Consider the following 13,496-nt stretch of genomic DNA (forward strand, 5'->3'; position numbering starts at 1 on the left):
AAGGCCGGTTTTTTTCGTTTTGCGTTGTAATCAAATTTCTATTAAAGAGCTTTGATTGCAGCAGCGAAACGAGACTTATGACGTGCAGCTTTATTCTTATGAATAAGGCCTTTAGTCGCCATACGGTCTAGAAGAGGTGTAACTTCTACAAGAGCAGCAGTTGCAGCTTCTTTATTGCCAGCTTCAATAGCTGCAATAGTTTTTTTCATGTAAGTGCGCATCATAGAACGACGGCTAGCATTGTGCTGGCGACGTTTCTCAGCTTGGATAGCGCGCTTCTTAGCAGATTTACTGTTTGCCAAGGGTCTAACTCCCAAAAACTTAGTTCGGTGACAATTTAAGGGCGAGGACTATCCCTCATTAGCGCTTAATTGTCAAATGATTTGTGCAAAAACCAATCGTAGCCAAACAAACTTTGGTATGGAAAGGTCATCGCGGTTAAGATGGCGGGGATTCTAACAGCATTTTTAGACCAATGCTAATAAATATGCTTCTTAGGATAGGATAGTATTTATCCTCGCTTGAAAGTAATCAACCAGTGTCAGAGGTTTCTGTGAGTAAACGACTATTAAAGTCAGGCCTGATTGTCAGTGCAATGACTTTTGTTTCCCGTGTATTGGGGCTAGTACGTGATGTAGTAGTAGCAAATTTGATGGGGGCTGGAGCGAGTGCCGACGTATTCTTCTTCGCTAATAAAATTCCTAATTTCTTACGTCGACTTTTTGCAGAAGGTGCGTTTTCTCAAGCGTTTGTTCCTGTATTAACGGAATATCACGCCGCAGGTGATAAAGATAAGACTCGAGATTTAATTGCTAAGGTGTCGGGCACGCTCGGGGTGTTAGTCTCTATCGTTACCGTTATCGGGGTGTTAGGCTCAGGTGTAATCACTGCGATGTTTGGTGCCGGTTGGTTTATCGATTGGTTAAATGACGGTCCAGCTGCGCCAAAATTTGAGCTAGCGAGTTTTATGCTCAAGATTACCTTTCCTTATTTGTGGTTTATCACCTTTGTTGCGTTATCTGGTGCCATTCTTAATACATTAGGTAAGTTTGCGGTCTCTTCTTTTACTCCAGTGTTCTTGAACGTGATGATCATAGGCGCTGCATGGTTTATCTCACCTAATTTAGAACAACCAGAAATTGGTTTAGCCATTGGTGTGTTTCTTGGTGGCTTAGTCCAATTCCTTTTCCAAATGCCTTTCTTGATCAAAGCGGGTGTGTTGGTTAAGCCGAAGTGGGGCTGGAGAGATCCGGGCGTTGTTAAGATCCGCACACTAATGATCCCGGCTTTGTTCGGTGTATCGGTCAGTCAAATCAATTTATTGTTTGATACCTTTATTGCCAGCTTCCTCGCAACTGGTTCTATAAGTTGGTTGTACTACTCAGACCGACTGCTTGAATTTCCTCTCGGTTTATTCGGTATCGCGATTGCGACCGTGATTCTTCCTGCTTTGTCTCGTAAACACGTAGATGCTCAAGGGGAAGGGTTCGCGCATACCATGGACTGGGGCGTGCGCATGGTTTTGCTGCTTGGTATTCCTGCGATGCTTGGTCTTATTGTGTTAGCAAAGCCAATGCTGATGGTGCTATTCATGCGTGGTGAGTTCTCTCCACATGATGTACAGCAGGCATCAATGTCATTGGTGGCCTACGCATCAGGCTTGCTTAATTTCATGCTGATTAAAGTATTAGCGCCTGGTTATTACTCTCGCCAAGATACAAAAACACCGGTTAAATACGGCATTATCGCGATGGTGACCAATATGGTGTTTAACGCGATTTTTGCTTATTTCTATGGCTATGTAGGTTTGGCGATTGCGACGGCATTGTCTGCCTTTGTGAATATGGCCTTGCTATATCGCGGATTGCACCTTGCGGGCGTATATCAATTAACTAAGACAACCTTGTTATTTAGTGCCAAATTGATTGTCTCGGGTGCGGTAATGGTAGCGGCTATTTTATGGCAGCTGGATAATATGCAACATTGGCTTGAATGGAGCTTTAGCCAGAGAGCGCTGACATTAACAGGCTTGATTGGACTTGGTGGCTTTGTTTATATTGTTTCGGTACTGATTTTAGGTATCCGAGTAAAACATTTAAAAGCAGCGACAGATTAATACTGATTAGTATATAATCCGTCGGTTTCACACAATAAATGATGCAAATAACAGGTTTTAGCTGATCATAATGGAACTGATCCGAGGTATACACAATATTAAAGCGCAGCATCATGGCTGTGTATTAACCATAGGTAACTTCGATGGTGTTCATTTAGGACATCAAGAGGTTCTGAGTCAGGTTTCTAAACAAGCTGCAGCATTAGGGCTACCTTCTGTTGTTATGACGTTTGAGCCGCAACCTATGGAGCTGTTTGCCCGAGATAGAGCGCCAGCACGTTTAACTCGCTTACGAGATAAATACGTGCAACTGAGCAAGCTGGATATCAGTCGTTTATTGTGTGTCAATTTTAATCAGTATTTTGCAAGTTTATCCGCGGAAGCATTCATTAAGGATCTTTTGGTTGATAAGCTTGGTGTGAAGTTCTTGGTGGTTGGTGACGATTTTTGCTTTGGTAAAGGTCGCACTGGTAATTTCGCTATGCTCAAAGCGGCAGGCGAGAAGTACGGTTTTGAGGTGGTAAGCACCCAAAGCTATTGCTTAAACCAATTACGAGTAAGTAGTACTGAGATACGAAATGCATTAGCGGTCGATGACTTGGCTGCAAGTGCTACCATGTTAGGACGTGATTACAGTATTAGTGGTCGAGTGTCCCATGGTCGAAAACTAGGGAGAACTATCGGTTTCCCTACCGCTAATATTCCATTAAAGCGTTGTGTTTCTCCTGTATCGGGAGTGTATGTTGTTGAAGCTTTGGATATCGACGGTGTTCCTGTCGGTGGCGTTGCTAATATTGGACAACGACCAACAGTTAATGGGGTAAGGCAGCAATTAGAAGTGCACTTTTTTGACTTTAAAGCCAATTTATATGGTAAACAGTTAGAAGTACGACTTTTGCACAAACTGCGCGACGAGATAAAATTTGAATCGTTCGACGCACTAAAGAATCAAATAGAATTGGATGCTGAAGCCGCAAGGGTGTGGCTGCTTCAGCTAAAGAATTAATCGGATGATTCCACCGATTAACATAATGTCTAACTTCGCCCAATATAACGGAATTAAGAATCGATGAGTGATTATAAAGATACCCTGAACTTACCAGAAACAGGGTTCCCAATGCGCGGCAATCTGGCAAATCGTGAGCCAGAAATGCTGAAGCGTTGGTACAAAGAAGATCTTTACGGCGAAATCCGTAAGGCAAAGAAAGGTAAAAAATCTTTCGTACTGCATGATGGCCCTCCATACGCGAACGGCGACATTCACATTGGCCACGCGCTGAATAAGATTCTTAAAGACATTATTATCAAATCTAAGACCCTTTCTGGTTTTGATGCACCGTACATCCCAGGTTGGGACTGTCACGGTCTTCCAATCGAGCTAATGGTTGAGAAGAAGAAAGGTAAGCCTGGTCAGAAGATTTCGGCTGCTGAATTCCGCGAAGAGTGTCGTAAGTACGCTGCGGGCCAAGTTGAAGGTCAGAAAGAGAGCTTCAAACGTCTTGGTATCATGGGCGAGTGGGACAAACCTTACCGCACTATGGATTTCGGCACTGAAGCGAACATCATTCGTTCTCTAGGCAAAATCGCAGACAAAGGTCACCTTCTTAAAGGTTTCAAACCAGTTCACTGGTGTACTGACTGTGGTTCTGCTCTGGCTGAAGCTGAAGTTGAATATAAAGATAAAGTTTCTCCATCTATCGATGTGAAATTTACAGCAGCTGACGAAGCGGCGCTGCTAGAGAAATTTACTCTAGCTGAAGGTCATGCGGGTCAAGGCGAAATTTCTATCGTAATCTGGACGACAACACCATGGACTCTGCCGGCGAACCGCGCAGTATGTCTACGTGATGATCTTGAATACGTGCTTATCCAAGTTGAAGCGAATGGCGACCAACCAGCTCAACGTATCGTTGTTGCTTCTGATCTAGCAAAAGACGTAATGGACCGTGCAGGTATCGAGCATTTCCATAACCTTGGTTTTGCTACAGGTGCTGATCTTGAGCTTTCTCAGTTCAACCACCCGTTCTACGATTTTACTGTTCCTGCTGTTCTTGGCGACCACGTAACAACGGATTCAGGTACTGGTGTGGTTCACACTGCGCCTGGCCACGGTCAAGAGGATTTCGTGGTTGGTAAGAAGTACAACCTAGAAATCGCTAACCCAGTTGGTTCAAACGGCGTTTACCTGCCAGATACTGAGCTATTTGCTGGTCAGCACGTATTTAAAGCGAACGACTCTGTTTTAGAAGTTCTAAAAGATAAAGGTGCACTTCTGCATCACCACGCTTACGAGCACAGCTACCCACACTGTTGGAGACACAAAACTCCAATCATCTTCCGTGCAACACCACAGTGGTTCATCTCGATGGATCAAGCTGGCCTACGTGCAAAAGCACTAGAGTCAACGAAGAATGTTGAGTGGATGCCTGAGTGGGGTCAAAGCCGTATCGAAGGTATGATCGAAGGTCGCCCTGAGTGGTGTATCTCTCGTCAACGTACTTGGGGTGTGCCAATTGCTCTGTTCGTTCATAAAGAAACGTCAGAACTTCACCCTGATAGCCCAGCTCTTATTGAAAAAGTCGCGAAGCTAGTTGAAGAGAAAGGCATTCAAGCTTGGTGGGATGTAGACGCTGCTGAACTTATGGGCGCAGAAGACGCTGATAAGTACGAAAAAGTAATGGATACGCTAGACGTATGGTTCGACTCAGGTGTGACGCACTTCTCTGTTGTTGATTCTCGTGAAGAATACAACGGCAACAGTGCTGATCTTTACCTTGAAGGTTCAGACCAACACCGTGGCTGGTTCCAGTCTTCTTTAATTTCATCTATTGCGATGAAAGACGAAGCACCATACAAGCAAGTACTAACTCACGGTTTCGTGGTTGACGGTAACGGCCGTAAGATGTCTAAATCTATCGGTAACGTTGTTGCACCTAAAGATGTAACCAACAAGCTAGGTGCTGATATCCTGCGTCTATGGGTTGCTTCTACAGACTACACGGGTGAAGTTGCGGTTTCTGATGAAATCCTGAAGCGTTCAGCTGATGCTTACCGTCGTATTCGTAACACAGCGCGTTTCTTCCTAGCGAACTTGAATGGTTTCAACCCTGAAACTGACCTAGTACCTGCTGAAGAGATGGTTGCACTTGATCGCTGGGCTGTTGGCCGTGCTCAAGCTGCACAAGAAGAGATTGTTAAAGCATACGGCGAGTACAACACTCACGGTGTGACTCAACGTCTAATGCAGTTCTGTTCTATTGAAATGGGTTCTTTCTACCTAGACGTAATTAAAGACCGTCAGTACACAGCGAAGCAGGGCAGCCATGCCCAACGTAGCTGTCAAACTGCGCTTTACTACATCGTAGAAGCTCTAGTTCGTTGGATGGCACCTATCATGTCGTTCACTGCAGATGAAATCTGGAACGAGATGCCGGGTGAGCGCGACAAGTTCGTGTTTACTGGCGAATGGTTCGAAGGCCTATTCGGTCTAGCTGAAGGCGAAGAGCTAAGCAACGAATTCTGGGCTGAAATCCAAACGGTTCGTGGCGCTGTGAACAAGCTTCTTGAAGATGCTCGTAAAGAGAAAACGATCGGTGGTGCACTGCAAGCTGAAGTGACTCTATACGCTGACGACGCACTAGCGGCGAAAATCAACAAGCTAGAAGATGAGCTACGTTTCGTACTTATCACTTCTGCAGCTGTTGTTAAGCCACTGGGCGAGAAGTCTGATGCAGCTCAAGAGACAGACGTTGCTGGTCTATTCGTTGAAGTTGCAGCTACTGAAGCTGAGAAGTGTGACCGTTGCTGGCACCACACTCCAGATGTAGGCACTATCGAAGGTCACGAGAAAGTTTGTGGTCGTTGTGTGTCGAACATCGATGGTGAAGGCGAAGTGCGTAAGTTCGCATAACAGCTCAGAGAAAGACTGAACTTTTTGTAAAAATCATAGCCCCAGTATCAACTGGGGTTATTTTTAATTATAGGAAATGTGTTTATACAAGTACGGTAATCAGGTCACTTAAATTGAGTAACAGTGAATACCAACTTCGTAAATACTAGGAATAGAAATGAGTGACGTTTCGTTAAAACAATCTGGTGTGCGTTGGCTATGGTTGGCCCTAGTGGTCTTCCTTGCCGATATCGGCATTAAACTCTTTGTCATGGATAACATGGGTTATGGCTGGGCAAACCGTATTGAGGTTCTGCCATTCTTTAACTTTTTGTACGTACATAACTATGGTGCAGCGTTTAGCTTCTTGAGCGATCAAAGTGGTTGGCAGCGTTGGTTATTTACGGGTATCGCATTTGCGGTAACGGGCATGCTGACGTACTGGATGAGCAAACTACCAGCTGCGGAGAAGTGGAATAACATTGCTTATGCGATCATCATTGGTGGTGCGGTTGGTAATGTGTTTGACCGAGTCGTACATGGCTTTGTTGTCGATTACTTAGACTTCTACTGGGGCACTTACCATTGGCCTGCATTTAACTTAGCGGATATGGGAATCTGTATCGGTGCTGCGATGATCATCCTAGATGGTTTCCGTAAGAAAGACGAAAGCAAATAGCTTGCCTCAAAGTCAGTCTATGACTCACAGAATAGAATAGCCCTAAGCGCTGTCGGTTGATTCCGACGGCGCTTTTTTTTATGCTTCAGTCAACAAGGAAGCAAAGCACAATGCATCCTCAAATAATAAAGAAATCTAAGGAAAGTAACGTGGCAGCAATTAAAAATGATTCAGCAGTAACTCTACATTTTACGATTAAAATGAAGGATGGTTCAGTTGCCGATAGCACCGAAAATATGGGCAAACCTGCAAAGTTCGTCATGGGCGATGGCAGCCTAAGTGAGAACTTTGAAGCGTGCTTACTTGGACTTGAAGCTGGAACTGAAAAGTCTATCGAACTGAAAGCGGAAGATGCGTTTGGTATGCCAAACCCTGATCATATTCATTATATGGATCGTGCTAAGTTTGTTGGTGATTCTGAAGTTGAAGTGGGTACTATCATGGCATTCTCTGGTCCTGATGGGATGGAAATTCCAGGTATTATTACTGAGATCGCAGGTGATTCAGTGACGGTTGATTTTAATCACCCACTCGCAGGTCAAGACGTTACGTTTGACGTCAATATCTTAACGGTAGAATAACTCTCTTAACGTTAGAATAAGATAGCCTTACTGCGGTGATGTCACCTAGAGCTTCACTGTCTAGACGCTTCACTGTAGAATGCGAACCTCGCTGACGGCGAACTCTATAGAAACAACCTTAGTACCGCGGTAAATGATGAGCAATGAAATGAAAATAATGTTAGCTAACCCTCGTGGCTTTTGTGCCGGTGTCGATCGTGCGATCAGCATCGTAGAGCGTGCACTTGAAATGTATCAGCCACCGATCTATGTTCGCCATGAAGTGGTACACAACCGCTTTGTTGTTGAGGGGCTCAAGCAACGTGGTGCTATTTTTGTCGAAGAACTGAGTGAAGTGCCTGACGACAATATCGTGATTTTCTCTGCTCACGGTGTTTCTCAAGCGGTTCGTAAAGAAGCGAAAGAGCGCGAGCTAACGGTATTCGATGCAACCTGTCCTTTGGTGACTAAAGTTCATATGGAGGTTGCTCGTGCGAGCCGCAAACATATGGAAGTAGTACTGATCGGTCACGCGGGTCACCCGGAAGTTGAAGGCACTATGGGTCAGTACGCGAGTCAAACAGGTGGTATGTACTTGGTTGAAAGACCAGAAGACGTACAAAACCTAGTGGTTAATGATCCAAGTAACTTACACTACGTGAGCCAAACTACGCTGTCTGTTGATGAAACGGCAGATGTAATTGAAGAGTTACGTCGTGTATTCCCTGAGATTCAAGGCCCTCGTAAAGACGACATCTGTTATGCGACTCAAAACCGTCAAGACGCGGTGCGTGAGATGGCGAATGACGTTGATGTGGTGATAGTGGTTGGTTCTAAGAACTCATCGAACTCTACACGCCTAAAAGAGCTAGCTGAGAAGCTAGGCACACCAGGCTACCTAACGGATTGCCCAGAAGATATTCAGACTGAATGGGTTGAAGGCAAGAAGAAAATCGGCGTAACGGCTGGTGCTTCTGCTCCTGAAGAGTTAGTTAACCAAATCTTAGATCGTATCCGCGAACTAGGTGCGACTGGCGTTGAAGAGATTCAAGGTCGCGAAGAGAACATGTTCTTCGAAGTACCGAAAGAGCTGCAGATCAAGCAAGTAGATTAATCTCTATTGATTCGAGCACTAGCGATTCGCAAATACTATCGATTTGTAAACAGTAGGAAGCCAACGTTGATGCGTTGGCTTTTTTGATCGTGTTTTATGTCCCGTCCGAGATGTGTTTACTGAAGACCGAGCTGTTCTTTTAAAGTCTTGAGGTAACGACGGCTAACAGGGACTTCGAAGCCAGTCAGGGTAATGATCTCCGCTAATCCATTTTCTAGCAACTTGATCTCTTGGATCGATTTTATGTTGATCAAATATTGTCGGTGACAGCGGATCAAATCGGTCTTTTCTTCCAAGATCTTAAGCGTTAGTTGTGAGGTCGCGGTTTGTGATGAGCTACGAACATGCACACCGCTGATATCTGAATAAGCACACTCGACCGTTTGGCTTGCCATGATCACTATGCGGTTGTGACCAATGCACGGGATTTGCTCTAAGTGGCAGGGAGCAATCGCTGAGATGTTTTGTTCTGGCGCTTTCTGGTTCTGCTTGATGACTTTATTCAGACGACAAACACTCTTGTTTAATCGACAAGGTTCAACTGGCTTGAGTAGGTAATCAAAGGCATTGTCTTCAAAGGCTTGAATCGCATATTGGTCGTAAGCGGTGACGAACACCACGTAGGGCATGGTGTCTGGGTCAAGCATGCTCAGCAATTCAATCCCTGTAACCTGAGGCATTTGGATATCCAAATACACCACATCAGGCTTGAGAAGGTTGATCTGCTTAAGTCCTTCAATTGCGTTACTCGCTTGACCAATGACTTCGACTTCTCCGGTTTCGGTCAGAAGTTCAATCAGTTCTTCGCGAGCAAAAAGCTCATCATCGATAACTAATGCTTTTAACATCCTACAATCTTCATTTTTGTGCTATCCCTGCTTGATTCACGCTTATCTTTTTAATGTCTGCTAAATGTTACTACTGGGGAGCGAACACCTACAAAAAGACCTCTATTTTAGTTTAGGTATGATAAAGCTCATTCGAGTAAATTGCTGTGGTTGAGATTCTATTTTTAGTGCTGAATCTTGTCCAAAGAAATTAGTGAGTCGTTTATCAACAATTTCCATCCCTAATCCTACATGATCTTGAGATGGCTTCTGATAATTACCCGCGTTGTCTTCAACGGTTAACTTGAATCCATCCTCGAAAGCCTCGCTATAGATCTTCACTGTGCCACCTTCTAGCATGTTCGAAATGCCATGCTTGATGGCGTTCTCAACCAATGGTTGCAGGGTAAAGCTTGGTAGTTGTGACTCGTATAACTGTGGGTCTATGTCCCATTCCACTTCTAACCGGTCGGTAAAACGTGCCTTTTCAATGGTGAGATACGCATTGACGTGTGCAAGCTCGTCTTTGAGTTTCACAGTGTTGATGTTCTGCTTAAGGTTGCTCCTAAAGAAGTGAGAGAGGTGTTGGATAAGCTCTCGCGCTTTATCAGGGTCACGACGTGTTACTGCGCTGATAGTATTAAGCGCATTGAACAAGAAGTGTGGGTTCACTTGAGCGTGCAGTAGTTTGATTTCAGCTTGGGTAAGCAGGGTTTGTTGTTGCTGATAATTGCTGAACAGGATCTGACTCGACAATAGTTGAGCAATACCTTCAGCCATCGACATGTTGATGGTTGAAAATAGCTTTAGCTTAGGCTCATACAGTTTGATGGTACCGACGACTTCGTTACCGGCACGCAGTGGGATAATAAGCGCAGAACCTAACTTACAATCTTGCGAAAGAGAACATTGGTATGGGTTCTCTTTGCCATCAAGGTAGATGATGTCGTTCTGTTCCATCGAAGTGAGCGTGCTTTGCGATGAAATAGGGGTATTTGGAATATGGTGTTCATCGCCAATGCCAACGAACGCGAGGATTTTTTCTCGGTCGGTGATCGCTACCGCCCCAACATTGGTCTCTTCGTAAACGATACGTACGATTTGTTGCGCGTTATCTGAATTAAACCCGCCATGCAAAATACCTACCGAACGCTCGGCAATAGTAAGTGCGCGGCGTGAGAAGGTTGCGGAGTATTTCTCGAAGATGGTTTTTCTGTCTTGGATGATGCTCATGAACAGTGCTGCACCCACAGAGTTTGCAATGATCATTGGCGCAGCAATATCAGATACAAGCGCGTAGGATTGCTCAAATGGTTTGGCGACTGCGAGCAGAATCAACATCTGAATGATCTCTGCAAACAGGGTGACAGAGAACACTACCAGCGGGTTAAACAACTGGCTGGCTTTGTTCTTTCGGACTAAGTATACATGCAGCAAGCCACCAATCAGGCCCTCTGCAGTGGTTGAAATCGCACAAGCTAAGTCAGTAAAGCCACCTAATGAGTAGCGATGAATTCCGCCAGTAAAGCCCACCGCAAAGCCAACGACAGGGCCGCCAAACAGTCCTCCCATTACCGCCCCCATTGCACGAGTGTTGGCTATTGCGTCATTAATCTGCAGTCCGAAATAGGTGCCCATAATGCAGAAGAGGGAAAACAGAACATAACAGCTGACTTTATGACTTAAGCGTGAAGAGATGCTCAACAAAGGGAGAATCAACGGGGTTTTACTTAGCATGTAAGCGATCACTAAGTAGACACAGGTTTGTTGCAGCAGAGAGAGAATGAGTTCCATATTTTCACCTATTGAGACGCTTGTTAAGTGTAAAGCTCATTGCGTGGTAACGGTAGCTTTGCTTGTGTTTTCGTTGGTTATATCAAGTGACGATTGCTTCTCAATGCTGAGATACAGTAAAGCCCATCACAGAGGACGGGCTTTAGTCTTAATTTCCACGAATCACTGGGTGATTACGGGAGCAAGCGAAGTGTGTTTGGCTGTTGTTTTGTCTCTCTATGAAGACGTCTCTCTTTATATTAAGAGTCTGAAAGAACTAGGCAGTTTTGGTTACGCCTTTTGCTTCTTTCTCTTCTTCATCAGCAAGGTCGATATCGCCTTTGCCTTTTGAAATTTTGATAACGTAAGCCGCAATACCGAATGCACTCACCACACCGATGATGGTTGAGACTTGCATTGGTAGACCGAAGCCTAGTTGGCTGTTGTTCAGGATGAATGTGATACATACAGATGTCATGAACACAGCTGGAACCGTGGTTACCCAGTGCAGTTTATTGTGACGAAGTAGGTAAGCCGAAGCTGTCCATAACATCATTACAGCTGTTGATTGGTTAGCAAAACCGAAGTAGCGCCAGATGATACCGAAATCAACTTGAGTCAAGATGCCACCGATAACGAACAGTGGCAGAGCCATCAGTAGGCGGTTACGCAGTGTTTTCTGTTCCATGTTGAAGTATTCAGCAAGGATAAGACGGCTTGAACGGAATGCTGTGTCACCAGAAGTGATTGGTAGGATAACCACGCCAAGGAAAGCAAGGATACCGCCGAATACACCCAGTAGACCAAATGAAGCGCTGTATACCACGTTACCTGGGCCGCCGTTTGCAATTGCGTCTGATAGAGACTCAACTGAACCGAAGAATGAAAGAGCAAGTGCACACCAGATTAGAGCGATGATGCCTTCACCAATCATTGCACCATAGAATACGAAGCGACCGTTCTTCTCGTTTTCCATACAACGCGCCATCAGTGGTGACTGAGTTGCGTGGAAGCCAGAGATTGCACCACAAGCGATAGTGATGAATAGAGCAGGCCAAAGTGGTAGGTCATTCGGGTTCATGTTGGTGAACATGTCTTTCATCTCGAAGCCTCCCATGATTTGGTGCTCGTCAGATAGACCAATCGCAGTGATTAGGCCAACAGACATGAAGATAAGTAGTGCACCGAACAGTGGGTAGAAACGACCAATGATTTTATCGACAGGGACAATCGTTGCGATGATGTAGTAAGCAAAGATGATAACAACCATGGTTGTTGCAGACATCGCGAAATCAGTTTGGTCGTTCACTAGGTTAGTGATCATGCCTGCAGGAGCAGAAACAAATACCACACCAACAAGAAGCAGTAGAACAATGGCAAAGATGTTCATAAAGTGTTTTGCGCCATTGCCTAGGTAACGTCCAGTGATGGTTGGAACCGAAGCACCACCATTACGGATAGATAACATACCTGAGAAGTAGTCGTGTACTGCACCTGCGAAGATACAACCTAGCACGATCCAAAGCATCGCTGCTGGGCCGTAAAGGGCACCCATGATAGGTCCGAAGATTGGACCTACACCTGCAATGTTAAGCAGTTGAACTAGGTAAACCTTTGGTGTCGACATTGGAACGTAGTCCACGCCATCTTGCTTAGTGTGAGCGGGTGTTTGACGCTTTTCATTGATACCGAAAATCTTCTCGATAAAGGCACCGTAAATAAAGTAGCCACCAATGAGTGCTGCAACACAGGTAAGAAACCACATCATAATTTGTTATCCCTGAATGTATTAATTAAGTCAGGGTGTATATTAAAGAAGAGTATAAAAAGAAACTTCCGCTATGAGAGTGAGTGGTCGAATAGTCAATTAAGTGGTGTTATAACTGATTGAGTGGTTTGCTACGTTTGTAGAGCGGTTGGTTATTCGTGTTGAGAAGGCTCTTGCTTCTGGCAAGTGGTGATTTATCAGCTTTAAGCGGTAACCAATAGATATCAGTGGCAGATAACAGACATAAGTGGACATCAGCTAGTGTTCAGCGGAGAATCACCACAAAGGCAACGCTTCGTCAGGAAGTGGCTAGGTAAATATAAAGGACTGAAATGAAAAAAATAATCGCACTATTCGCCGTGGCATTTAGCCTTGCAGGATGCAGCGCCAATGTTCAAGATTTAGCCGCTGAGGGCAATTGGCAAGAGATTGGCTATCGTGATGGTATCAAAGGTCATACTCAGCGTTCGTATTCAGAGATGACTGAGCTAGGCGCAGTCGATCAAGCGAGTTACACAGAAGGTTACCATCTAGGTGTGACTGAATATTGTAATCCGAATCATGCTTATCAGATTGGTTTATCTGGTCAGGTGTATGAAGGCGTGTGCTCTGGTACGGAAGATGCTCAACGTTTCCGCATGGAATGGCAACGTGGCTGGGATGAGTTCTCAAACGACTATTAAGCCCAAGCTAGCGATAAAAAATTAAAACTAAAAAGACCAGTACCGCATGTGTACTGGTCTTTTTGTTTGTAGTGAGAGTAACAGAAG

11 protein-coding genes are annotated in these 13,496 nt (G+C 44.8%); 7 read left to right on the forward strand and 4 right to left on the reverse strand.

All coding sequences use genetic code 11. The features are described from left to right. Window positions 1–41 precede the first annotated feature (41 nt). Window positions 42–302, reverse strand: a complete 261-nt coding sequence (gene rpsT / locus OC193_RS02690; RefSeq protein ID WP_012603273.1) for a 30S ribosomal protein S20 — start codon at window positions 300–302, stop codon at window positions 42–44. A 251-nt stretch (window positions 303–553) separates the two neighbouring features. Here rpsT and murJ point away from each other — a divergent pair, with 251 nt between their 5' ends. The 6 genes from murJ to ispH all read left to right on the forward strand — a co-directional run bounded on the left by murJ (window position 554) and on the right by ispH (window position 8,358). Then, window positions 554–2,116: a murein biosynthesis integral membrane protein MurJ gene (murJ, locus tag OC193_RS02695; RefSeq protein ID WP_048658087.1), complete on the forward strand. Its 1,563-nt coding sequence runs from the start codon at window positions 554–556 to the stop codon at window positions 2,114–2,116. 70 nt (window positions 2,117–2,186) lie between these two features. After that, entirely contained in the window at window positions 2,187–3,122 is a 936-nt protein-coding gene (ribF, locus tag OC193_RS02700; protein WP_048658066.1) for a bifunctional riboflavin kinase/FAD synthetase, read from the forward strand. Window positions 3,123–3,185: 63 nt separating this feature from the next. Continuing rightward, window positions 3,186–6,026 carry an isoleucine--tRNA ligase gene (ileS, locus tag OC193_RS02705; RefSeq protein ID WP_048662116.1) on the forward strand — a complete coding sequence of 947 codons (2,841 nt, stop codon included), beginning with the start codon at window positions 3,186–3,188 and terminating at the stop codon, window positions 6,024–6,026. Window positions 6,027–6,183: 157 nt separating this feature from the next. Beyond that, window positions 6,184–6,684 carry a signal peptidase II gene (gene lspA, locus OC193_RS02710; protein WP_048658068.1) on the forward strand — a complete coding sequence of 167 codons (501 nt, stop codon included), beginning with the start codon at window positions 6,184–6,186 and terminating at the stop codon, window positions 6,682–6,684. Between the two features lie 149 nt (window positions 6,685–6,833). Then, window positions 6,834–7,265 carry an FKBP-type peptidyl-prolyl cis-trans isomerase gene (gene fkpB / locus OC193_RS02715; RefSeq protein ID WP_017062866.1) on the forward strand — a complete coding sequence of 144 codons (432 nt, stop codon included), beginning with the start codon at window positions 6,834–6,836 and terminating at the stop codon, window positions 7,263–7,265. Window positions 7,266–7,401: 136 nt separating this feature from the next. Further along, a complete protein-coding gene (ispH, locus tag OC193_RS02720; RefSeq protein ID WP_048662129.1) occupies window positions 7,402–8,358 on the forward strand; it encodes a 4-hydroxy-3-methylbut-2-enyl diphosphate reductase in 957 nt (318 codons plus the stop codon). Window positions 8,359–8,474: 116 nt separating this feature from the next. Here the strand turns inward: ispH and btsR are convergent, their stop codons facing one another. From btsR to OC193_RS02735, 3 genes are all read right to left on the reverse strand, one after another. Next, window positions 8,475–9,206 (reverse strand): two-component system response regulator BtsR, encoded by a 732-nt coding sequence (btsR, locus tag OC193_RS02725; RefSeq protein ID WP_048658070.1) that lies wholly within the window; start codon window positions 9,204–9,206, stop codon window positions 8,475–8,477. A 102-nt stretch (window positions 9,207–9,308) separates the two neighbouring features. After that, entirely contained in the window at window positions 9,309–10,979 is a 1,671-nt protein-coding gene (locus OC193_RS02730) for a sensor histidine kinase (protein WP_048658071.1), read from the reverse strand. Window positions 10,980–11,235: 256 nt separating this feature from the next. After that, the gene (locus OC193_RS02735; protein ID WP_048658072.1) at window positions 11,236–12,726 is read right to left on the reverse strand and encodes a carbon starvation CstA family protein; all 1,491 of its coding nucleotides are present in this window, start codon (window positions 12,724–12,726) and stop codon (window positions 11,236–11,238) included. A gap of 332 nt (window positions 12,727–13,058) precedes the next feature. Here OC193_RS02735 and OC193_RS02740 point away from each other — a divergent pair, with 332 nt between their 5' ends. Then, window positions 13,059–13,409 (forward strand): DUF2799 domain-containing protein, encoded by a 351-nt coding sequence (locus OC193_RS02740; protein ID WP_017098352.1) that lies wholly within the window; start codon window positions 13,059–13,061, stop codon window positions 13,407–13,409. The last annotated feature ends 87 nt before the right edge of the window (window positions 13,410–13,496 follow it).

This window comes from Vibrio crassostreae (genome assembly GCF_024347415.1).
Lineage (GTDB): Bacteria > Pseudomonadota > Gammaproteobacteria > Enterobacterales > Vibrionaceae > Vibrio > Vibrio crassostreae.